General features: G+C 61.6%; 24 protein-coding genes. 14 read left to right on the top strand and 10 right to left on the bottom strand.

Annotated features, from left to right (window positions below; translation table 11 throughout):
• Window positions 1-2 precede the first annotated feature (2 nt).
• The 3 genes from E4T63_RS27370 to sutA all read left to right on the top strand — a co-directional run bounded on the left by E4T63_RS27370 (window position 3) and on the right by sutA (window position 2,411).
• Window positions 3-1,340, top strand: a complete 1,338-nt coding sequence (locus E4T63_RS27370) for an ammonium transporter (RefSeq protein WP_025113244.1) — start codon at window positions 3-5, stop codon at window positions 1,338-1,340.
• 216 nt (window positions 1,341-1,556) lie between these two features.
• Window positions 1,557-1,982 carry a secondary thiamine-phosphate synthase enzyme YjbQ gene (locus E4T63_RS27365; protein WP_003229414.1) on the top strand — a complete coding sequence of 142 codons (426 nt, stop codon included), beginning with the start codon at window positions 1,557-1,559 and terminating at the stop codon, window positions 1,980-1,982.
• Between the two features lie 102 nt (window positions 1,983-2,084).
• Window positions 2,085-2,411 carry a transcriptional regulator SutA gene (sutA, locus tag E4T63_RS27360; RefSeq protein WP_003229413.1) on the top strand — a complete coding sequence of 109 codons (327 nt, stop codon included), beginning with the start codon at window positions 2,085-2,087 and terminating at the stop codon, window positions 2,409-2,411.
• A 191-nt stretch (window positions 2,412-2,602) separates the two neighbouring features.
• Here sutA and E4T63_RS27355 read toward each other — a convergent pair whose 3' ends face one another.
• The 6 genes from E4T63_RS27355 to lptM are packed head-to-tail and all read right to left on the bottom strand — an operon-like array spanning window position 2,603 to window position 7,212.
• The gene (locus tag E4T63_RS27355; protein WP_135296824.1) at window positions 2,603-3,310 is read right to left on the bottom strand and encodes an HAD family hydrolase; all 708 of its coding nucleotides are present in this window, start codon (window positions 3,308-3,310) and stop codon (window positions 2,603-2,605) included.
• Window positions 3,307-4,206, bottom strand: coding sequence for a tyrosine recombinase XerC (gene xerC, locus E4T63_RS27350; RefSeq protein WP_003229409.1), 900 nt, complete (start codon window positions 4,204-4,206; stop codon window positions 3,307-3,309). Before xerC ends, E4T63_RS27355 begins: the two co-directional genes overlap by 4 nt.
• Window positions 4,207-4,208: 2 nt before the next feature.
• Entirely contained in the window at window positions 4,209-4,934 is a 726-nt protein-coding gene (locus E4T63_RS27345) for a DUF484 family protein (RefSeq protein ID WP_097089519.1), read from the bottom strand.
• A 13-nt stretch (window positions 4,935-4,947) separates the two neighbouring features.
• Window positions 4,948-5,778, bottom strand: a complete 831-nt coding sequence (dapF, locus tag E4T63_RS27340) for a diaminopimelate epimerase (protein WP_027610441.1) — start codon at window positions 5,776-5,778, stop codon at window positions 4,948-4,950.
• Window positions 5,779-5,781: 3 nt separating this feature from the next.
• Entirely contained in the window at window positions 5,782-7,029 is a 1,248-nt protein-coding gene (lysA, locus tag E4T63_RS27335; protein WP_135296823.1) for a diaminopimelate decarboxylase, read from the bottom strand.
• A 9-nt stretch (window positions 7,030-7,038) separates the two neighbouring features.
• Window positions 7,039-7,212: an LPS translocon maturation chaperone LptM gene (gene lptM, locus E4T63_RS27330; RefSeq protein ID WP_007911098.1), complete on the bottom strand. Its 174-nt coding sequence runs from the start codon at window positions 7,210-7,212 to the stop codon at window positions 7,039-7,041.
• Window positions 7,213-7,528: 316 nt separating this feature from the next.
• Here lptM and cyaY point away from each other — a divergent pair, with 316 nt between their 5' ends.
• From cyaY to rnk, 3 genes are all read left to right on the top strand, one after another.
• Complete coding sequence (gene cyaY / locus E4T63_RS27320) at window positions 7,529-7,861, top strand: iron donor protein CyaY (protein ID WP_003229398.1); 333 nt, start codon at window positions 7,529-7,531, stop codon at window positions 7,859-7,861.
• 4 nt (window positions 7,862-7,865) lie between these two features.
• Window positions 7,866-8,084 carry a DUF1289 domain-containing protein gene (locus tag E4T63_RS27315; protein ID WP_081730175.1) on the top strand — a complete coding sequence of 73 codons (219 nt, stop codon included), beginning with the start codon at window positions 7,866-7,868 and terminating at the stop codon, window positions 8,082-8,084.
• A 260-nt stretch (window positions 8,085-8,344) separates the two neighbouring features.
• Window positions 8,345-8,764, top strand: coding sequence for a nucleoside diphosphate kinase regulator (gene rnk, locus E4T63_RS27310; protein WP_003229397.1), 420 nt, complete (start codon window positions 8,345-8,347; stop codon window positions 8,762-8,764).
• Between the two features lie 7 nt (window positions 8,765-8,771).
• Here rnk and E4T63_RS27305 read toward each other — a convergent pair whose 3' ends face one another.
• The 3 genes from E4T63_RS27305 to E4T63_RS27295 all read right to left on the bottom strand — a co-directional run bounded on the left by E4T63_RS27305 (window position 8,772) and on the right by E4T63_RS27295 (window position 12,585).
• Window positions 8,772-11,615 carry a class I adenylate cyclase gene (locus E4T63_RS27305; RefSeq protein WP_134784947.1) on the bottom strand — a complete coding sequence of 948 codons (2,844 nt, stop codon included), beginning with the start codon at window positions 11,613-11,615 and terminating at the stop codon, window positions 8,772-8,774.
• Between the two features lie 184 nt (window positions 11,616-11,799).
• Window positions 11,800-12,045, bottom strand: a complete 246-nt coding sequence (locus tag E4T63_RS27300; RefSeq protein WP_027610446.1) for a TIGR02647 family protein — start codon at window positions 12,043-12,045, stop codon at window positions 11,800-11,802.
• A gap of 255 nt (window positions 12,046-12,300) precedes the next feature.
• Entirely contained in the window at window positions 12,301-12,585 is a 285-nt protein-coding gene (locus E4T63_RS27295; protein ID WP_135296822.1) for a hypothetical protein, read from the bottom strand.
• Between the two features lie 123 nt (window positions 12,586-12,708).
• Between E4T63_RS27295 and E4T63_RS27290 the strand changes: the two genes are divergently transcribed.
• On the top strand, window positions 12,709-13,368 hold the full coding sequence (locus E4T63_RS27290; protein WP_134784945.1) for a glutathione S-transferase family protein: 660 nt from the start codon (window positions 12,709-12,711) through the stop codon (window positions 13,366-13,368).
• Between the two features lie 128 nt (window positions 13,369-13,496).
• On the opposite strand, the gene argH is transcribed toward E4T63_RS27290, so the two are convergent.
• Window positions 13,497-14,891, bottom strand: a complete 1,395-nt coding sequence (gene argH, locus E4T63_RS27285; protein WP_135296821.1) for an argininosuccinate lyase — start codon at window positions 14,889-14,891, stop codon at window positions 13,497-13,499.
• A gap of 472 nt (window positions 14,892-15,363) precedes the next feature.
• On the opposite strand from argH, the gene E4T63_RS27280 reads away from it, so the two are divergent.
• The 7 genes from E4T63_RS27280 (at window position 15,364) to rsd (ending at window position 21,762) form a co-directional block, all read left to right on the top strand.
• Entirely contained in the window at window positions 15,364-16,110 is a 747-nt protein-coding gene (locus tag E4T63_RS27280; RefSeq protein WP_003229385.1) for a LytR/AlgR family response regulator transcription factor, read from the top strand.
• A 137-nt stretch (window positions 16,111-16,247) separates the two neighbouring features.
• Window positions 16,248-17,189, top strand: a complete 942-nt coding sequence (hemC, locus tag E4T63_RS27275) for a hydroxymethylbilane synthase (protein WP_135296820.1) — start codon at window positions 16,248-16,250, stop codon at window positions 17,187-17,189.
• Window positions 17,186-17,953, top strand: a complete 768-nt coding sequence (locus E4T63_RS27270; protein WP_098966226.1) for a uroporphyrinogen-III synthase — start codon at window positions 17,186-17,188, stop codon at window positions 17,951-17,953. Before hemC ends, E4T63_RS27270 begins: the two co-directional genes overlap by 4 nt.
• A gap of 16 nt (window positions 17,954-17,969) precedes the next feature.
• Window positions 17,970-19,112, top strand: coding sequence for a uroporphyrinogen-III C-methyltransferase (locus E4T63_RS27265; RefSeq protein ID WP_134784943.1), 1,143 nt, complete (start codon window positions 17,970-17,972; stop codon window positions 19,110-19,112).
• Window positions 19,109-20,347, top strand: a complete 1,239-nt coding sequence (locus E4T63_RS27260; protein WP_135296819.1) for a heme biosynthesis protein HemY — start codon at window positions 19,109-19,111, stop codon at window positions 20,345-20,347. Before E4T63_RS27265 ends, E4T63_RS27260 begins: the two co-directional genes overlap by 4 nt.
• Window positions 20,348-20,565: 218 nt before the next feature.
• Window positions 20,566-21,117: a disulfide bond formation protein B gene (locus tag E4T63_RS27255; protein ID WP_098966221.1), complete on the top strand. Its 552-nt coding sequence runs from the start codon at window positions 20,566-20,568 to the stop codon at window positions 21,115-21,117.
• A gap of 186 nt (window positions 21,118-21,303) precedes the next feature.
• Window positions 21,304-21,762: a sigma D regulator gene (gene rsd, locus E4T63_RS27250; RefSeq protein WP_103483669.1), complete on the top strand. Its 459-nt coding sequence runs from the start codon at window positions 21,304-21,306 to the stop codon at window positions 21,760-21,762.
• Window positions 21,763-21,825: the final 63 nt, after the last annotated feature.

The following is a 21,825-nucleotide window of genomic DNA, read 5'->3' as shown; positions in this document are numbered from 1 at the left end:
ATATGACTCTGCGTAAATTCGCAGGGCTAGGCGCCCTGTTGTCCATCGTAATGCCCGGCCTGGCTATGGCGGCAGATCCGGTGGCGCCTCCTGTCCTCAATTCCGGCGACACCGCCTGGATGCTGACCTCCACAGCCCTCGTGCTGTTCATGACCATTCCGGGCCTCGCGCTGTTCTACGGCGGCATGGTGCGGTCGAAAAACATTCTTTCGGTGATGATGCAGTGCTTCGCCATTACCGGCCTGGTCACCATCCTGTGGTTCCTTTATGGCTACAGCATGGCGTTCGACACCACCGGGATGGAAGCCAACGTCGTCAACCTGAACTCCTTCGTCGGCAGCTTTGCCAAGGCCTTCCTCGCGGGCGTCACGCCTGCCAGCATTACCGGCCCGGCAGCGCTGTTCCCTGAAGCAGTGTTCGTCACTTATCAAATGACCTTCGCCATCATCACCCCGGCGCTGATCGTCGGTGCCTTCGCCGAGCGCATGAAGTTCTCCGCGATGCTGGTGTTCATGGGCGTCTGGTTCACGCTGGTCTATGCGCCGATCGCGCACATGGTCTGGAGCGGTCCGGGTTCGCTGCTGGGCGACTGGGGCGTGCTCGATTTCGCGGGCGGCACCGTGGTCCACATCAACGCCGGTATCGCCGGTCTGGTGGCGTGCCTGGTGCTGGGCAAGCGCAAAGGCTTCCCGACCACCCCGATGGCACCGCACAACCTTGGTTACACCCTGATGGGCGCGGCCATGCTGTGGGTCGGCTGGTTCGGCTTCAACGCCGGTTCCGCCGCGGCCGCCAACGGCACTGCCGGCATGGCGATGCTGGTGACTCAGATCGCGACCGCTGCCGCTGCACTGGGCTGGATGTTCGCCGAGTGGATCACCCACGGCAAACCTAGCGCACTGGGCATTGCCTCGGGTGTGGTTGCAGGTCTGGTGGCAATCACGCCGGCAGCCGGTACCGTGGGCCCGATGGGCTCGCTGATCATCGGTCTGGCGGCCGGTGTGGTGTGCTTCTTCTGCGCGACCACGCTGAAACGCAAACTCGGTTACGACGACTCCCTGGATGCCTTCGGCGTGCACGGTATCGGCGGTATCCTTGGCGCGATCCTCACCGGCGTGTTCGCCGCGCCGGCCATGGGCGGCTTCGGCACCGTGACCGACATCGCTTCGCAAGTGTGGATTCAGTGCAAAGGCGTCGGCTTCACGGTGATCTACACCGCGATCGTCACCTTCATCATCCTCAAGGTACTGGACGTGGTCATGGGCCTGCGTGCCACCGAGGAAGAAGAGGCAGTGGGTCTGGACCTGGCACAACACAACGAACGCGGCTACAACCTGTAAGTACGCGCATCGAAAAAACTTGCCCGGCTTGCCGGGCATTTTTTTGTCTGGAATTTGTCATTCAGGTAGTGGCTGAAAGGATTTTTCGTACGGCTTTGGTCGTGTTTACGACAAGCGTTTTTCTGCGGCCAATGGCTTACATCATTGCAGGAATATTAGGGCCTTTGTTTTTTCCCAGAGCGCGCTAGAATGCGCCCCGAACGTGCGGAGAACTGTATGTGGCAACAGACTCTGATAACCCTGCGGGCACGGCCCCGGGGCTTTCATCTGGTAACGGACGAGTTACTCGCCGGCCTGCCTGAACTCAAGGCGTGCCGGGTCGGTCTGTTGCATTTGTGGCTGCAGCATACCTCGGCGTCGTTGACCATCAACGAGAACGCCGATCCGGCGGTCCGTCGCGACTTCGAACGATTTTTCAATCGTCTGATCCCACAAGGAACAGACGGCTATGAGCATAACGACGAAGGCCTGGACGACCTCCCGGCGCACTTCAAGGCCAGCGTACTTGGCTGTCAGATCAGTCTGCCGGTTTCGGCAGGGCGACTGGCTCTGGGGACCTGGCAAGGTGTTTATCTGGGCGAGCACCGTGATCATGGCGGTGCCCGTAAAGTCCTCGCCACCCTGCACGGTGAAGGGGCGTAAACCGTTGGTCACCCGCGGTTACCGATTTTTTTCCGGCGACTTTCGACAGTCGCCAAAGCTGGTCTATAACTAATCTGCTTTTCGCAAGTCATGAGGTAGAACATGAGCGACGATGATCTGGAAAACGACGACCTCGAAGTAGGCGACGAAGACGAGGCCGAGGAAGGCCTGGAAGCAGCAGCGGAAGACGTTGCTGACGACGATGGCGGTGACGATACGCCGGCCCCGGCTGCCAAAGGCAAAGCCAAGGCTGCGGTGTCGATCGACGAGTTGCCGAGCATCGAAGCCAAGAACAAGGAGCGCGACGCCCTGGCCAAGGCCATGGAAGAATTCCTTGCGCGCGGCGGCAAGGTGCAGGAAGTGGAGGCCAACGTGGTCGCCGATCCGCCCAAGAAGCCGGATAACAAGTACGGCAGCCGCCCTATCTGAGGCGTGCTACCTGCTTGCTGAAAAAGCCCGCCGTCGCTGCGGGCTTTTTCATGCCTGAAACAAAGAGGTCATGGATACACGCAATCCCCTGTGGGAGCGGGCTTGCTCGCGAAAGCGGTGTGTCATTCAAATTGTATGTCGACTGACACGGCCTCTTCGCGAGCAAGCCCGCTCCCACAGGGGATAGTGGATCAGTTCGAGAGGGCATTCCAGCGCGCCAGCACCGCCGGCAAATCAGTCAGGCTGCGAATCTCGGCATCCGGCAGCCGCTCGGCTTCCCAGACCTTGCCCGTCGGGTTGAACCAGACGGCACGCATGCCCGCTTGTTGCGCCCCGGCAATGTCATCGCCGGGATGATCGCCGATATGTACGGCGGTTTCGGCTGTGGCATCACCACGCTGCAACGCCTCGTGAAACAGCCGCACATCCGGCTTGGCGATGCCGATATCTTCGGCGCACAAGGCAAACTTGAAGTAATCCGCCAGGCCCAGCCGACGCACGTCGGCGTTGCCGTTGGTGACCACGCCGAGTGCGTAATGGTTGGCAAGGATTTCCAGGGTCGGTTCGACCTCCGGGAACACCTCGATCTGATGCCGCGCATGCAGGAATACTTCAAAGCTTTTGTCGGCCAGATCCGCAGCTTCGCCGTGGGCGTACCCGGCTTCCTCCAGTGCGTGGAACAGCACCCGCCGACGTAACGCACTGATGCGGTGCTTGAGGCCCGGTTCGCTGGCCAGCACCCGCTCACGAATCCCCCACAAATGCTCCACCGGCACTGCGCCCAGATTCGGCGCGTGTTCGCTCAGCCATTGGCGCAATACCGCTTCGGCGCTGACGATCACCGGGGCGGTGTCCCACAGGGTGTCGTCGAGGTCGAAGGTGATCAACTGGATGTTCATGAATCGTCGCCTTTGCTGCGTTTGGCCCGTGGGTGGGCGCTGTCATAGACCGCCGCCAGGTGCTGGAAGTCCAGGTGGGTGTAGATCTGCGTGGTCTTGATGTCCGAGTGGCCGAGCAGTTCCTGCACCGCGCGCAGGTCCTGCGAGGATTCCAGCAAGTGGCTGGCAAAGGAATGCCGCAGCATGTGCGGGTGCAGGTTCTGCCCCAGTTCGCGCTCGCCGGCCAGTTTTACTCGCACCTGAATCGCCCGTGGGCCGAGGCGCCGACCTTGTTGGCTGACGAATACGGCGTCGTCGGCCGGGTTGGTCATGGCTCGCAGCGGCAGCCATTGCTCCAGTGCTTCGCGGGCCTTTTTGCCGACCGGCAGCAGGCGGGTCTTGCTGCCCTTGCCGAGCACCTGAACCATGCCGTCGGCCAGATCCAGCTGATCGAGATTGAGCCCGGTCAGCTCGGACAGGCGCAGGCCCGAGGAATAGAACAATTCGAGAATCGCCTGATCACGACGGGCGAGAAAATCGTCCTCGACCGCACCCTCAAGCAGTTGCAGCGCACGGTCGGTGTCGAGGGTTTTCGGCAGGCGCCGTTCGCCTTTCGGCGGCGCCAGTCCGGTGGCCGGGTCGTGGTCGCACAGGCCTTCGCGATTGAGGTAGTGATAGAGCCCGCGCACCGCCGAAAGCAATCGGGCGAGACTGCGTGACGACTGCCCCTGCGCATGCAGGCGGGCGATCAGGCTGCGCAGACGCTGAATATCCAGCGCCGCCCAACTGCCAATGTTCTGCTTGAGGCACCAGCCGAGGACTTTATCGAGGTCGCGGCGGTAGGCCGACAGGGTGTGCGGCGACACCTGTCGCTCACTGCGCAGGTGTTCGCAGTAAGCGTCCAGTTGTCGTTCCATGCTCAGCGTACCGAGCGCAGGGAGCTGTTGACCCGTGGCAGCACGCGACCCATGACTTCAGCGATGTAGCTGAGGAACAGCGTGCCCACCGAACTCTTGTAGTGCTGCGGATCACGGCTGGCGATCGCCAGAATGCCGTGGATGCCTTGATGGCTGACCGCGACCACCGCGGTGGAGCCGATCTGCTTGCGCTGTTCTTCGCCGAACAGGAAGTCCAGCTCATGTTCTCGCAGAGTGCCGCTGACGCTCTTGCCTTCGGTGAGCAGACCGCCGATCGCGGTTTGCGCGTCGGCATGAGTCACCCAGCGGCCAACCGGTGCCGGGTTGTCGCCGAGCAGGATCAGGCTGACAAAGGGCACCTGAAAGTCCTGGCGCAGGCTGTCTTCGACGCTGATCACCACGTCTTCCAGACTGGCCGCGTCCATCAGCGACAGAATCAGGCGACGGGTCTTGTCGAACAGCCGGTCATTGTCGCGGGCGACGTCCATCAACTGCGAGAGACGATGACGCATCTCGATGTTGCGGTCGCGCAGGATGCTCATCTGCCGTTCGACCAGCGAAACGGTGTCACCGCGCTGGTGGGGAATGCGCATCGCAGGCAGCAGTTCTTCGTGCTCGACGAAGAAGTCCGGATGAGCCTCCAGGTATGCGGCAACCGCTGCCGCCTCCAGGCTCTCGGACGCTGATTCGTCGGACTGTCGGGCGGGTACCTGAGGCTTATCGGTCATGGCTTCTGCTCACTCAAAGACGCACTTGTCCTTCGTATACACGCACTGCCGGGCCGGTCATCAGCACCGGGTGGCCAGGGCCTGCCCATTCAATGGACAGACGCCCGCCGGGCAGGTCGATCAACAGCGGCGAATCCATCCACCCCTGGCTGATGGCCGCGACAGCCGCGGCGCAAGCGCCGGTGCCGCAGGCCTGGGTTTCCCCGGCCCCGCGTTCCCAGACGCGCAACTGCGCGCGGTTGCGGTCGATGACCTGGATGAAACCGACGTTGACCCGCGCCGGGAAGCGCGGATGGTGTTCGATTTTCGGCCCCAGTTCATGCACCGGTGCATTGTTGATGTCCTGTACGCGCAGCACCGCATGGGGGTTGCCCATTGACACAGCGGCCAGTTCGACCGTGGTGCCGTCGACTTCCAGCTGATAGCTGCTGGCCTGTGCCGGTGCGTCGAACGGAATATCCGCCGGCACCAGACGCGGCGCGCCCATGTTCACCCCGATCTGGCCGTCGTTACGCACGTCCAGCTCGATGATGCCGCCCTTGGTCTCGACGCGAATCTGCCGCTTGGCCGTCAGACGTTTGTCGAGCACGAAGCGCGCGAAGCAGCGTGCACCGTTGCCGCACTGTTCCACTTCCGAGCCATCGGAGTTGAAGATCCGGTAACGGAAATCCACGTCCGGATTGCTCGGCGCTTCGACGATCAGCAATTGGTCGAAACCGATACCGGTGTGCCGGTCGCCCCATTGCTTGGCGTGCTTGGGCTGAATATGCGCGTGCTGGCTGACCAGGTCGAGAACCATGAAGTCATTGCCCAGGCCGTGCATTTTGGTAAAACGCAGCAGCATGGGTTACTCCGGCAGCAGGCTTTCGCCGGCAAACAGCTCGGCCACGGTTTCGCGGCGGCGCACTTCAAAAACCTGATCACCGTCTACCAACACTTCAGCGGCACGGCCACGGGTGTTGTAGTTGGAACTCATCACGAAGCCGTAGGCACCGGCCGAATGCACGGCCAGCAGGTCGCCTTCTTCCAGCGCGAGCTCACGATCCTTGGCGAGGAAATCGCCGGTTTCGCAGATCGGGCCGACGATGTCGTATTTGCGCGCAGCGGAGTCACGCGGTTTGATCGCAGTGACGTCCATCCAGGCCTGATACAGCGCCGGACGGATCAGGTCGTTCATCGCCGCGTCGACGATGGCGAAATCCTTGTGTTCGGTGTGCTTGAGGTACTCGACCTGAGTCAGCAGCACGCCAGCGTTGGCGACGATGAAGCGGCCCGGTTCGAACACCAGCGCCAGGTCACGGCCGTTCAGACGCTTGCGCACGGCCTTGATGTAGTCGCCTGCCAGCGGCGGTTCTTCATCGCGATAACGCACGCCCAGGCCACCACCGAGATCGATGTGGCGCAGGTGGATGCCGCAGTCGCCGAGGCGGTCGACCAGATCCAGCAGACGGTCGAGGGCATCGAGGAACGGCGGCAGGGTGGTCAGTTGCGAGCCGATGTGGCAGTCGACACCGATCACTTCCAGGTTCGGCAGGTGCGCGGCACGCACGTACACGTCTTCGGCGTCGGCAATGGCGATGCCGAACTTGTTCTCTTTGAGACCGGTGGAAATGTAAGGGTGGGTGCCGGCGTCGACGTCCGGGTTCACGCGCAGCGAGACCGGTGCGCGAACACCCAGCTCGGCAGCCACGACTTGCAGGCGTTCAAGCTCGTCGGTGGATTCGACGTTGAAGCAGTGCACGCCGACTTCCAGCGCGCGACGCATGTCGTCACGGGTCTTGCCGACGCCGGAGAACACGATTTTGTCGGCGCTGCCGCCAGCGGCGAGTACACGTTCCAGCTCGCCACGGGAAACGATGTCGAAACCGGCGCCGAGACGGGCCAGGACATTCAGAACCCCGAGGTTGGAGTTGGCCTTGACGGCGTAGCAGACCAGGTGCGGCATGCCGGCCAGCGCGTCGGCGTAGGCCAGATACTGGGCTTCGATGTGCGCACGCGAGTAGACGTAGGTGGGCGTGCCGAAGCGGTCGGCGATGGCGGACAGCGCCACACCTTCCGCGAACAGCTCCCCGCCACGGTAGTTAAAAGCGTCCATGGCGATCCCTTATTGGTAAACGTCGTGCTTGTGTGCTTTGGACGGCTGCTTCTGCGAAGACTGGGCTTGCTCGGCCGGGTCCTGATCGTCATCCGGCAGGTACAGCGGGCCTTTTTGACCACAGGCCGAAACGAGGCAGGCAACCGCGACGAGCGCAGCAAGGGAAGAGATCAGGCGCTTCATGGCGAAATCCTTGAAAATGCGTTAATTGCGCCGGAGTATACCGGCCACCCGGCAGCTTGCCTATGCGAGGGGGTTCCCGTCCGGCGGGGCTGTCTGAATACGCATAAACCCCTGTGGGAGCGGGCTTGCCCGCGAAGGCGTCGGTCCAGTCGAGAAAAATGCTGGATGTGCCGGCCCCTTCGCGAGCAAGCCCGCTCCCACAAGTGTTGTGTTGGATGTGCCGGCAGGTGCTTGGTCGTTAATCTTTGCAATCGGCCGGCAGCGTCCGTATCTTGCGGCGCTTGAGCCTGATCAGACATTTTTTGAGGTTGCCACAATGAGTTTGTCCGAAGCGCGTTTCCACGATCTGGTCGATGAAACCCAGGAAAAACTGGAGGACATCTTTGACGAAAGCGACCTGGATATCGACCTGGAAAGCTCGGCCGGTGTACTGACTGTGAAGTTTGAAAACGGCACGCAGCTGATTTTCAGTCGTCAGGAGCCGTTGCGCCAGCTGTGGTTGGCGGCGGTCTCCGGCGGTTTCCACTTCGACTACGACGAAGAGAGCGAGCGCTGGATGTGCGACAAGAGCGAAGAGCAATTGGGCGAAATGCTCGAACGCATCGTCAAGCAGCAGGCCGGTGTCGAATTCGATTTCGAAGGTCTGTGATTTCGTGACTGATAGCGCACCTGTTCGTCCGCCAAAGCCGCTTTACAGCAACATCAGCCCGGCCGTGCCTTCGCCGTGCAGCGGCGTATGCCGGCTGGATGAACAGAAGGTTTGTCTCGGCTGCTTCCGCCATGTCGAGGATATTCGCGAATGGCGCTCGGCAGACGATCAGCGCCGTCGGATCATCTGCCAGCAGGCTGCCGCACGAAAAGCCCTGACTTGACTCGACCTTGTGGTGAGGGGATTTATCCCCGATAGACTGCGCAGCAGTCTCAGAAGCTTGGGGGCCGCTGCGCGACCCATCGGGGATAAATCCCCTCGCCACAGGGGTTCTTGCCAGATCAAAAGTGGGTGGCTTGTATATTTTTTGAGCTGTGATAGTGTCCGAACACGCCTCAACCCATCGAGGCATGGTGAAAACCCCGTCTTTTTTGGCGGGGTTTTGCTTTTTTTGTGTGCAGAAGAAAGGAGTCTGCCCGGATCATGACCGCACCTTCCATCACTCTTACCCGTCTGGACGTGCAACGTCTGGAGCGCTTGATCGACAACCTGAATGAGAAAGACCAGGCTGCGCCGGGCGTGATCGCGCTGCAAACCGAACTGGACCGCGCCGATACGCTGGTCGGCCACGATGAAGTGCCCGCCGATGTCGTGACGATGAATTCCCGCGTGCACTGCCGCGAAGAAGGCAGCGGCAAGGACTATCACCTGACGCTGGTCTACCCCAAGGATGCCAACGCCGACGAAGGCAAGATCTCGATCCTCGCGCCGGTCGGCAGCGCGCTGCTGGGCCTGAAGGTCGGTCAGCACATCGACTGGCCGGCTCCGGGTGGCAAGACCCTGAAACTGACGTTGCTGGAAGTTGAATCGCAGCCTGCCAACGGCGGTGAATTCCGCGAGTGATCCCGCCTCAGACCTGTTCGAGCGCCTCGTTCAGGGCGCGCTCCAGGTCGGCCTTGTAGCGCAGATACAAATTGCTTGAACTCTGACCATCACCGAGCAGGCCCGAGAGGTCCAGGTCGGTGATGTAGCAGCGATAGCGCTCGGTCTCGCGGCGCTGCTCGACGATCTCCCGGGCGACCACATGGAACAGCTGGTCGCCATATTCCAGCTCGCTGAATTCCCGTTGATTGCAATATAAGGTGACCTGCACCTCTCCCGGTGCGGCTTTGCCGACGATCGCCTGCACGTCGTAGAACGGTTTGTTGACCGGTGTCTGCGGCGCCGGTCGTGGTTCGACCCGGCGCGCCCGCCCGGGGCCGGAAGGCAATAGCTGGTAATACAAGGTGTCGAGGCCGACCGCCGGGCTGCCATCCATCGGCAACAGCGCTTCGCGTCGGTACTGGATCGATTGCAGGAAGCGCTGCAGCGGTACCAGCAGGCTCTGTTCATCGTGATACGGCAGATGCTGTTGCCACAGCGCGTTGAACTCATCCAGCACGTACAGCTCGGCCTGTTGTTCGCTGATCCGGTAGAACACCTGAATCGATTCCGGCTGACCCATCGGCAGGATCAACGCGAGGTCGTGATCCTCCAGCGCCATCGGGTCCAGGTGCAGCGGGCTGTAGCGCGGCTGTTCTTCGCCCAGATAATCGAGCAGCGCCGGCAATGTCGCGAGGGCTGCGTGATTGACCTGGCCCGGCACCAGCTCCAGCACGTGATAGTGCTGTTGCACCTGAATCAGGTAGCGGTGATTGAGCTCGCTGAGCAGCAGGGTCTGCGCGGTGTCGATGACTTCTTCGACGCGCCGGGCAATGAACTGCGCGCGGTTGTGGCAGAAGCAGCGCACTTTCAATGACGGCTGCTGCGGGCCGCGCGGCAGATTGTTGAGATAGTCGCGCAGGCAATCGAGCAGCGCGTGGGGGCCGTCGAAACGGTTGACCAGCACTTCATTCCAGCTGTTGAGCGTGACCTGATCGAGGGTCAGCACAAGGTTTTCGCGCACCCCGGCGTAACTCAGCGAGTCAGTACGCTCGGTGGTCATCAGGATGTTCAGGTCGCGGTGGTGCTTGAGCGGATCGACACCGACGTTGACCAGCATCAGCACTTCGCTCGGCACCGCAGCGCGCAGCAGTCGTTCTTCGGCAACGGTCGGCAGGGGCAGGGCGATGCACTGCTGCAGGCTGCCGAGCAGGTTGAACAACTCGAACTCGCTCATGTCGCTGGTACCGGGGTGCAGCGCCAGTCGGGTGCTGCTATCGATCACACCGTTGCGATGGCACCAGGTCAGCAGTTCGAGCAGTTCGCGGCTGCGCTTGATCGGCGCGAAGTGCTCCCATTCCAGGGCATTCAGGCTGCCGTTGTACAAGCCCCACTGGGTTTGCCCAGGCTCTTTTTTATTCGGCGATTGCACCAGCGTCAGGGTGTCTTCGGCCAGATCCGGGGCGATGCCGGGATTGATGAATTCGACCTTGTCGGCCTTGCGCTCGAACGCGGCGTACAGGCGACGACCGAGCACGTTCAGGTCGCGCTTGTTGATCAGGCTGACGGTCTGTTCGCTGCGGGCGAACTGGGTCAGGAAGCGGTAGCTGTAATTCAGCTCATTGACCAGCGCGCGGCGTTCGGCGCTGACCTGGCGGACTTTCCACTGGCTGCGGCTGTCGAGCAAGGCCAGCTGGCGCTGATCCCAATGCCATTCGTGCGCCAGGCGTTCCAGCAACGAGCGCTGCCAGCTCTGGGTGCGGCTGTTGCCGGTGAGCTTGCGGTTGACCTTGAGGTACAGCGCGCGCCGCACCAGCTCCAGACGCTCCGGCTCGTTGCGGGCGCTGAGGTATTCCTCGATGCGTCGGTACACCACCATGTACGGATCCAGCTCATCCAGATCCAGCTGATTGGCGAACACGGCCTGCTTGTAGCGCAGGCTCAGGCACTGCACTTGCGGGTGTTCGCTGGCGTAGACCTCGGTCAGCAACAGCTTGAGCACCGACTTGTAGGGCGATTCGATGCCCTTGAACAACTGCCACAGGCCGGCACCGATGAACTCGCCCGGCGGAATTGTCGCCAGATGCCCGAGATCAAGCGTCTCGTCGGCGCGAATGAAACGCTTGGACAGCAGAGTGTGGGTGTACAGGTCGTAAGCGCTTTCTTCGTAGACCGGCACCAGCCACCAGATCGGTGTGCGCCCGGCCAGCCAGATCGCGGTGCGATAAAACTCGTCCAGCAACAAATAGTGCTGCGTGCTGCCGCAGTTTTCGGAGCTGAGCTGGGTGTCGCGTTCGCCTTTGACGAAACGCACCGGGTCGATCAGAAAGAAGTGCGCCTCGGCGCCTTGGGTCGCGGCCCAGGCTTCGAGGAGCTGGCATTTTTTGCGCAGCTCGGCGAGTTCGTTTTCGCTCAGGTCCGGTGCGTGGCAAACCCACACGTCCATGTCGCTCTGATCGGCCTGGGCCAGGGTGCCGAGGCTGCCCATCAGAAACAGTCCGTGAATCGGCCGAGGCGGGTTGCTGCCATGGCGCGGCTTGTAGGAGAACGAGCGGGTCAGGCGCTGCGCTTCGGTGAGGGCGCTGGCGTCCGGTTCATAGTTGGACAGCCCGGCGGGGGTGCTGCCGGAAACATAGCCCGGCAACAGCGGGTGATTGACGTGGAAGAACAGCGGCAGCAGGGTCAGCACGCCTTGCTGGCGGCTCGACAGGCCTTCAAGTGCCCGGCCGAGCCGGCCTTCATTGAGTTTGAGAAAACGCGCGCGCAGCTGGCTGAGCACCTTGCGGTCGATGCCTTCGTCCAGGTCGGGGCGGATTTCATGGGTGCGCGTCATGTCAGCTCAAACCGGCTCGCAGGCTCGGACGAAGAGGGTCTCGGAATGGGAGGCAGTTTAGCCTTTGCGCAGCGGGACTTTTAAGCTGAATTTGTTTTTTGACGTCAGATTTTTAGCGGTGAGCGATCAAGCGGGCCCGCGGAAATCCCGTGGCAGGAGTTCCCGTGGGCGAAGACGGGAAAAATCAGGCGGTTTCCTGTTCTCTCAGAATGGTCAGCACGGTTTGCACATTTTGCGCGGCATCACGACCCAGGCTGGTCAGATACCCGCCATCGGGCTGGTCGGTGAGGTCTTTCTCGAAGAGGCGTTTGGCGGCGGCGATATGTTTCGGGGCAGCGGTCTGATGAATTTTCAAACCTTCCTGGGAACTGTCCAGGGGAAAGAGTGCGAGGACTTCCAGTTCGGCAACCAGCTCAGGGGTAAGCGACATAAGGACTCCAGACTTTCTAGGAATTGGACGACAGCGCCCCTAAGGTGAACCCGCTTTTGCGGCATGTCCAGTGCCGGTGGCCGGGTTTTTCCTTTCGAGGTGGAGTGCAGTGTAGTCAGGGGCCTGGAGATGGTGCGGCAGATACGTAACAAACATTGTAGGAGTGAGCCTGCTCGCGATTGCGCCGTGTCAGTCAGCTGATTTTTTGCTGAAAGAACGCAATCGCGAGCAGGCTCACTCCTACAGGATCGGGGTTTACTGCTTTTCCGGTGGCAGCTCTGGCAGCGCACGCAGCGCAGTTTCATACCACTCGGTATCGAACGCGCGGTCTTCGTCGAGCATCGAGTCAATCTCGTAGGCCAGCACATGGGCCATCAGATTGAGGATCTCTTCGCGCTCGACGCCCACCAGGGTCAGCTTGTTGTAGGTCGCCTTGGCCGCTGGCGGGTTGTCGCTTTCGATCTGGTTCTCGATGGCTTCGATCAACGTCGCTTCGGTGAACTCTTCTTCGTCGTTGTCGATGTCTGTCGGCTCGCTCATGGCAGGCTCCTAAAGGAAAGGCGCCAGTTTATCCGCATTCAGTAACGTGATGTTACTGGCGAGATTAACCGTTGCGATCTATAAAAAAGCACTGCCCACCCCGCACGGCCTGGAGGCTATGTGATGTTCAAGCTCTACGGATTCGCTGTCAGCAACTACTACAACATGGTCAAGCTGGCGCTGCTGGAAAAGGGCCTGGCGTTCGAAGAGGTGACGTTCTACCCGACGCCGACCCCGCAATCGCTGGCGATCAGCCCGCGCGGCAAAGTACCGGTACTCGGCGTCGATGCCGGATTTATTAACGAAACCGCGATCATCCTTGAATACCTCGAGCAGACCCAGAAGGGCACGCCGCTGCTGCCGAGCGATCCATTCGAGCGGGCGCAGGTGCTGGCGATCGCCAAGGAAATCGAGTTGTACATCGAACTGCCGGGCCGCGCCTGTTATGGCGAAGCGTTCTTCGGCTCGCCGGTGCCGGAGGCGATCAAGGAGAAAACCAAAGCCGAGCTGCTGCTGGGTTTCGCGGCACTGGGCCGCCACGGCAAATTCGCCCCGTACGTGGCGGGCGACAGTTTGAGCATCGCGGATTTGTATTTCCTGTACAGCGTGCCGCTGGCGTGTGCGGTCGGGCAGAAACTGTTCGGGATCGATTTGCTGGCAGAGATGCCGAAAGCCAAGGCGCTGCTGGAGCGGCTTGAGCAGAATCCGCACGTGCAGAAGATTGCAGCGGACAAAGAGGCGGCGATGCCGGCGTTTTTGGCGATGATCGCTGCCAAGAAGTAAGTTTTTTGGCGTTCTGAAGGACGCATTCGCGAGCAAGCCCGCTCCCACTGGGGATTTCGTTGGTCACAATGTTGTGTTCAACATCAATCCAAATGTGGGAGCGGGCTTGCTCGCGAAGCTTTTGACCTTTAGCGGCTGGCGATGACGGCCTGACCGCGAACCACCGCTGCCTTGACCTGCGCCGGCGCCGTCCCGCCGATATGGTCACGGGCATTCACCGAGCCTTCCAGGGTCAGCACGGCGAACACGTCCTGCTCGATCTGGTCGCTGAACTGTCGCAGTTCTTCCAGGCTCATCTCGGCCAGATCCTTGCCGGTGTCGACGCCGTACTTCACCGCGTGACCGACGATTTCGTGGCAGTCACGGAACGGCAGGCCACGGCGCACCAGGTAGTCCGCCAGGTCGGTCGCGGTGGAGAAACCACGCAGGGCCGCTTCGCGCATGATCGCGTGTTTCGGTTTGATCGCCGGGATCATGTCGGCAAACGCCCGCAGCGAATCGCGCAGGGTGTCGGCGGCGTCGAACAGCGGCTCTTTGTCTTCCTGGTTGTCCTTGTTGTAGGCCAGTGGCTGGCCTTTCATCAGGGTCAGCAGGCCCATCAGGGCGCCGAACACGCGGCCGGTCTTGCCGCGAACCAGTTCCGGCACGTCCGGGTTTTTCTTTTGCGGCATGATCGAGCTGCCGGTGCAGAAGCGGTCCGGCAGATCGATGAACTGGAACTGCGCGCTGGTCCACAGCACCAGCTCTTCGGAGAAACGCGACAGGTGCATCATCGCGATGCTGGCGGCCGAGCAGAATTCGATGGCGAAGTCGCGATCGGAAACGTTGTCCAGCGAGTTGCCGCCGACGGCGTCGAAGCCCAGCAGTTGCGCGGTGTATTCGCGATCGATCGGGTAGGTGGTGCCGGCCAGCGCGGCGCTGCCCAGTGGCATGCGGTTGGTGCGCTTGCGGCAGTCGACCAGACGCTCGTAGTCGCGGCTGAGCATTTCGAACCAGGCCAGCATGTGATGCCCGAAGGTCACTGGCTGAGCAGTTTGCAGGTGAGTGAAGCCGGGCATGATGCTCGCCGCTTCACGCTCGGCCTGCTCCAGCAGACCTTTTTGCAGGCGGGTGATCTCGGCCAGGATCAGGTCGATCTCGTCGCGCAGCCACAGACGGATGTCGGTGGCGACCTGGTCGTTGCGGCTGCGCCCGGTGTGCAGTTTCTTGCCGGTGATGCCGATGCGATCGGTCAGGCGTGCTTCGATGTTCATGTGCACGTCTTCAAGGTCGACGCGCCAGTCGAACTGGCCGGCTTCGATTTCGCCCTGAATGGTCTTCAGGCCGTCGATGATGCTGTCGCGCTCGGCATCGGTCAGCACGCCGACCTTGGCCAGCATGGTGGCGTGGGCGATCGAGCCCATGATGTCGTGGCGATACAGGCGCTGGTCGAAGGTGACGGAGGCGGTGAAGCGGGCGACGAAGGCGTCGACGGGTTCACTGAAGCGGCCGCCCCAGGACTGATTGGTCTTGTCAGTGCTCATGAATTCGCTCGTATCGGCTTGAAGAAAGAAGGCGTGAAACGCTGGCGCGGATAATAACAGGGTTGCCAATCCTGTCGCTGACACCGGTCGATACGTTTTTTTCTCATCTGCTCATTCATAGTCGGCGCCGTCTGCGGGGGATTTGCGCAAGGATATTTTTCGATTGAGCAATATCGGCCCGGCAAGCGTCTACAGTTGGACATAAGGGTCGGCGCGACTGCGGATCGCACAAAGGTCCGGACGCCGACTATAAGAAGAGGGGGTGGGTGGTTTTGTCCTTTGGCATACCCCGTGAAAAACGCAGGAAACAGCGGGCTTTGAGCAGTACGACCCGGACACTGGCAAATATTGCTGGCCGACGTACGGCACTTTTTGGCGCTCGGGCTAGTCTTAGCGTGGATCGCGGTGACGGACGTCACTTCACCTGTCTACGCTATCCTTGTGCGAGACTCACGCAGGAATCCAGCGCAATATGAATGTCCTGATCGTTGATGACGAACCACTGGCTCGCGAGCGCCTAAGCCGAATGGTAAGCGAGCTCGAGGGTTATACAGTCCTGGAGCCCAGCGCCACGAATGGCGAAGAGGCGTTAGCGCTGATCGACAGCCACAAGCCGGATATCGTGTTGCTCGATATCCGCATGCCGGGCCTCGATGGCCTGCAGGTCGCTGCCCGTCTGTGCGAACGCGAAACGCCACCGGCCGTGGTGTTTTGCACCGGCCCCGATGAATTTGCCGTGGAAGCCCTGCAGGCCAGCGCCGTGGGCTATGTGGTGAAACCCGTGCGAACCGAACATCTGCATGACGCCCTGAAACGGGCTGAACGTCCCAACCGGGCGCAACTCTCGGCCCTGACCCGTCCCGCCGCCGAAAGCGGTAATGGCCCGCGCAGTCACATCAGCGCCCGCACCCGCAAAGGCATCGAGCTGATCCCGCTGGATCAGGTGGTCTATTTCATTGCCGATCACAAATACGTGACCCTGCGCCATGAAAGCGGCGAGGTGCTGCTGGATGAGCCGCTGAAAGCCCTCGAAGACGAATTCGGCGAGCGTTTCGTGCGTATCCACCGCAACGCGTTGGTCGCCCGTGACCGCATCGAACGTCTGCAACGCACGCCGCTGGGGCATTTCCAGCTGTTCCTCAAAGGCCTTAATGGTGATGCGCTGATCGTCAGCCGTCGGCATGTGGCCGGTGTGCGCAAGATGATGCAGGGCCTCTGACCCGGCCTTCGCGCGCGGTTGCACTTTCTTCTACCGGGCATTGCAGGCCAGGGAGGCCACGCCGTTTCTGATTCAAGTCAAAGTGGATTTGGCTGAGCTGTTATTATCCGCCGTATCTATTCAGTACGGATTGATCCATGTCCTCTCGCGAAATCCGCATCGCCACCCGTAAAAGTGCGCTGGCCCTCTGGCAGGCCGAATACGTCAAAGCCCGTCTGGAAGCGGCCCATCCGGGTCTGCTGGTGACGCTGGTGCCCATGGTCAGTCGCGGCGACAAGCTGCTCGACTCGCCGCTGTCGAAAATCGGCGGCAAGGGCCTGTTCGTCAAGGAGCTGGAAACCGCGCTGCTGGAAAACGAAGCCGACATCGCCGTGCATTCGATGAAAGACGTGCCGATGGACTTCCCCGAAGGCCTTGGCCTGTTCTGTATCTGCGAACGCGAAGACCCGCGCGATGCTTTCGTTTCCAATACCTACGCCAGCCTCGATGCGCTGCCTGCCGGCGCCATCGTCGGCACCTCCAGCCTGCGGCGACAGGCGCAGTTGCTGACCCGTCGTCCTGATCTGGAAATCCGCTTCCTGCGCGGTAACGTCAACACTCGTCTGGCCAAGCTCGACGCCGGCGAGTACGACGCGATCATCCTCGCGGCGGCCGGCCTGATCCGTCTCGGTTTTGAAGACCGTATCACCTCGGCCATCAGCGTCGATGACAGCCTGCCGGCCGGTGGTCAGGGCGCCGTCGGCATCGAGTGCCGCAGCGCCGACACGCAAATCCACGCCTTGCTCGCACCGTTGCATCACGCCGACACCGCTTCGCGCGTGACCGCTGAACGTGCCCTCAACAAACACCTGAATGGCGGCTGCCAGGTGCCGATTGCCTGCTACGCCGTGCTTGAAGGTGAGCAGTTGTGGTTGCGTGGTCTGGTGGGCGAACCGAGCGGTGGCAAGCTGCTCAGCGCCGAAGCGCGTGCGCCGCGTGCCAATGCCGAAGCGTTGGGCGTGCAGGTCGCTGAAGCGTTGCTCAGTCAGGGTGCCGACGACATTCTCAAAGCGGTGTATGGCGAGGCAGGTCACGAGTGACTGGCTGGCGCCTGCTGCTGACGCGCCCTGCGGATGACTGTGCGGCGCTGGCCGCGGTGTTGGCCGGACAGGGGATTTTCAGCAGTTGCCTGCCGCTTCTGGACATCGCGCCGCTGCCGGTCTCTGACAAGATACGTCAGGCGCTGGCGCAGCTGCCGGGTTGCAGCGCGGTCATCGTGGTCAGCAAACCGGCGGCGCGGATTGCGCTTGATCTGCTGGACGCTCATGGGCTTCAGTCGCTGTCGATGCCGTGGTTCAGCGTCGGTGCGGCGACCGCGCAGATTCTTCGCGATCACGGTCTCGATGTGCACTGTCCCGCCGACGGCGATGACAGTGAAGCCCTGCTGCAATTGTCGCGTCTGCGCGAGGCGGTCACCGAGCCCAGCGCGCAGGTGCTGATCCTGCGTGGCGAGGGTGGCCGCGAGCTGCTCGCCGAGCGCCTGCGCGCGCTTGGTGCTAGTGTCGAGTATCTGGAGTTGTATCGGCGTGACCTGCCGGCCTACCCGCCGCAAGAGCTGCCGCAGCGGATTGCAGCGGAACGCTTGAACGGGCTGGTGGTCAGCAGTGGACAGGGTTTCGAGCACTTGCGCCAGATGGCCGGCGATGCCTGGCCTTCAATTGCGCAGTTGCCGTTGTTTGTGCCAAGCCCAAGGGTCGCCGAGCTGGCACGTGCCGCCGGGGCCCGAACAGTTGTGGATTGCCGCGGCGCGAGTGCCGCGGCTTTGCTGACGGCGTTACGGGAGCATCCCGTGCCCGTTCTCTAATGCAAAGGATGGATACGTGAGCGAAACAGCCTTGCCTAAAGATGATGTCCAGCCTGTGATCGATGCCCAGGTTGAAACTCCACCGCCGGCCAAAGAGCCGCGCCGAGGCAACGGACTGGCCATTGTCGCCCTGTTGCTCGGCGCTGCCGGCGTGGCGATCGGTGGCTGGGGTGTCTGGCAGGTGCGTCACCTGCAGAGCAACACCGCACAGCAGTCGGATCAGGTGCAGGCGTTGAACGATCAGGCGCAGAGCCTCAAACTCAACGAACAGCGTCTGACCGAGCGCCTCGCGCAATTGCCCGGTGCCGATGAACTCGCCGAACGTCAGCGTCTGGTGACGCAATTGCAGGGGGATCAGCAGCGCCTCAATCAGCGTCTGGAAACCGTTCTCGGCGCCAGCCGCAAGGATTGGCGTCTGGCCGAGGCCGAGCATCTGCTGCGTCTGGCCAGCCTGCGTCTGTCGGCCTTGCAGGACATCAGCAGCGCCCAGGCGCTGGTGCAGGGTGCCGACGAAATTCTGCGTGAGCAGAACGATCCCGGCTCGTTCGCCGCCCGCGAGCAAGTGGCGAAAACCCTCGTCGCGCTGCGCAGCACCGAGCAGCCGGATCGCACCGGTCTGTTCCTGCGCATTGGTGCCTTGCGTGATCAGGTCATCGAACTGACCGAGCTGGCGCCTGAGTACAAGGATCGCGGCGAGTCGCTGCTGGGCCTGACCGCTGACGGCGATGGCGCCAGTCGCTGGGCGCAGTGGTGGGATCAGGTGTCGCGTTACATCCGCATCGATTTCAATGCCGACAAGAATGTGAAGCCACTGCTGGCCGGGCAGAGCCTGAGTCAGGTGCGTCTGGCCCTGAGTCTCGCGCTGGAGCAGGCGCAGTGGGCTGCGCTCAATGGCCAGGCGCCGGTCTACACCCAGGCACTGACCGAAGCGCGGGACGTGCTCAAGGGCAATTTCAATCCGGACAATCCGCAGAGCAAAATCATGCTTGAACAGGTTGCCGAGCTGAGCCAGCAACCGGTCACCGTCAAGACGCCGGACCTGACCGGCACGCTGAGTGCGGTGCAGGCTTATCTGGAGCGCCGTAACGTCAACGCTGAAGAGTCGGTCAAACCGTTCGCCAAACCTGCCGCCAATACCGCGCAGGAGACCACGCCATGAAACGCCTGTATGTGATCGTGTTTCTGGTGATCGCGGCGACGGCGGCACTGGGCCTGGCGATTGCCGAGCACTCCGGGTACGTGTTGATTGCCTACAAGAGCTTCCGCTACGAGGCCAGTCTGTGGGCCACGCTGGGCCTGATCGCGGTGTTGTGGCTGCTGATCTGGGGCATCAAGGCCTTGGTCGAGCTGGTCATGGCCTCCAGTGGCGTGGTCAATCCGTGGTCGCGCCGCAACCGCAGCCGGCGGGTGCAGGTGGCCATCGAACACGGGCAGCTGGATCTGGCCGAAGGTCGCTGGGCCAGCGCGCAACGTCATCTGTCTCGCGCCGCCGAGGCCGAGCGCCAGCCGCTGTTGTATTACCTCGGCGCGGCACGCGCGGCCAACGAACAAGGCAAGTACGAAGAGTGTGATCAGTTGCTTGAACGTGCGCTGGAGCGCCAGCCGCAGGCCGAATTGGCGATTGCCTTGAGCCATTCGCAGTTGCAGACCGATCGTGGTGACACCGACGGCGCTCTGGTGACCCTGCAGGCGATGCACGAACGGCATCCGCATAACGTGCAGACCCTGCGTCAGTTGCAGCGTCTGCATCAGCAGCGCGGCGACTGGTCGGCGGTGATTCGCCTGTTGCCGGAGCTGCGCAAGGACAAGGCTTTGCCTGCGGCCGAACTGGCTGAACTGGAGCGGCGTGCCTGGGGTAACAACCTGTCCCTGGCGGCGCATCGGGACGAGGACGGCAAGGTCGGTCTGCAGTCACTCACTCGTGCCTGGGAGCAGTTGACCTCCGCGCAGCGTCAGGAGCCGGCGCTGGTGCTGGCATACGCCGAGCAATTGCGTCAGTTGGGTGCTCAGGTCGAAGCTGAAGAAATCCTGCGCAGCGCCCTCAAGCGCAAGTACGACAGCCATCTCGCGCGTCAGTATGGCCTGGTGCGCGGCAGCGATCCGGCGCGTCAGTTGCAGGCCGCTGAAGGCTGGCTCAAGGAGCATCCAGCGGATCCGAGCCTGTTGCTGACCCTCGGTCGTCTCTGTCTGCAAGCCAGCTTGTGGGGCAAGGCACGGGATTACCTGGAAAGCAGTCTGCGAGTGCAGCGTAACCCGGAAGCCTGCGCCGAGCTGGCACGTCTGCTTGCGCAACTGGGTGACACCGAGCGCAGTAACCAGCTGTTCCAGGAGGGTCTCGGATTGCTGGATGAGCGTCTGCTGGCCGCGCCGTTGCCGGTGCCGGTTCACGCCTGATATCGCGAGGGAGCATGCTCCCTCGTTAACGTTCAGTGAGCGAAAAATTACCTGTGGCGGGCGTCTTGGGCAAAGTCCTACAACGGACTACACCTATTCCTCTCGCACCTGTCGGGTTTTCCCTACACTTCTGGTGAACTGTCGCCAAGGCCCCGCCTTGAAAGGCTGACAAGCTTTCCTCTACCGTAACTGCCTGTCTCCACTGTTACGGAAAAGCCATGTCGTTGGCCTGTTCACGCTCCTTGTTTTTCACGGCTTTCACTGCAGGGGCCATGGCCCTGGGAGCTTCCTATTATCTCGAGTATGCGGTCGGGCTGACGCCCTGCAGCCTGTGCCTGGCGCAAAGGTTTTTCATGGCGTTGCTGACGTTCTGTTGCGGGTTGGCGGCGGTCCACGGCCCACGGCGTGTCGGCCTGTCGCTGTACTGGGTCGCCGCGCTTGGCCTGAGCCTGGGCGGGACGACGGCGGCCTGGCGACAGGTGTTGTTGCAGAGTGACCCGTTGATGCAGATGACGAGGTGCGCGCCTGATGCCGAAGCGTTGTTCAGCAACCTGCCGTGGTTGTGTGCAACGTTGCGGATGCTTAGGGGCGGTGTAGATTGCGCAGAAATTTCCTGGACGCTGTTCGATTTGAGCATTCCGGAATGGAGCCTGCTGTTCTTTGTGGCGATGTCGATCCTGGCGGTCTATCAATTGCTGCGGCTGGTCTGGAGCGCTCTGCAGCGACCGCTCAGCGGCGAAGCGTCGCACCACACGCTGGTCAGGGATTAAACACTTGTATGAACTTTATCTCCTGCGTACCTTGAAGCCATAGGCGTGCGGGCATAATCTGGCCCGCACGTGTCATTGGATTTATGTTGCTCGATGACGCTCTGCCCGGTCGGCCCCCAAGCAATAACAGCCAGAAGAGGGGCGCGGGTGTAGAGCAGCATGACCCACAAGGGAAGAGAGATCGCCATGCTCGAAAGTTGTCAGAATGCTCAGGAACGCTGGGGTGGAGTTCATCTGCTGATCGACCGCTGGTTGCAAGAGCGTGAAGAACTGATCGGTGCCTACGACAAGCTGGGTGCGCAACCTCAGGCCTTGTCCGAGAGCCGCAAGCCCTTGCAGGAATTCTGCGGTGTGCTGGTCGATTACGTGTCGGCCGGGCACTTCGAGATCTACGAACAGCTGACCGGTGAAGCCAAGGCCTTCAACGACAAGCGCGGCCTCGAACTTGCCGAAACGCTCTATCCGCGAATCGACGTCATCACCGAAAAACTCCTCGCGTTCAACGATCTTTGCGATGAAGGCAAATGCGTCGCCGAGAAGTTCAAGGAGCTGGGTGGCCTGCTGCACGAACGCTTCGAACTGGAAGACTGCCTGATCGAAGTGCTGCACACGGCACACAAGCAGGAAGATCCGGTTCAGGCTTGATTCGTTTCTCGCATACAAAAAAACGCGGTGCGTCGAAAGCGCACCGCGTTTTTTTATGCCTGC

The organism is Pseudomonas fluorescens (assembly GCF_004683905.1).
GTDB classification, from domain to species: domain Bacteria; phylum Pseudomonadota; class Gammaproteobacteria; order Pseudomonadales; family Pseudomonadaceae; genus Aquipseudomonas; species Aquipseudomonas putida_A.
Note: the sequence above shows the minus strand (reverse complement) of the source record. Positions and strands in the feature narration are given on the sequence as shown.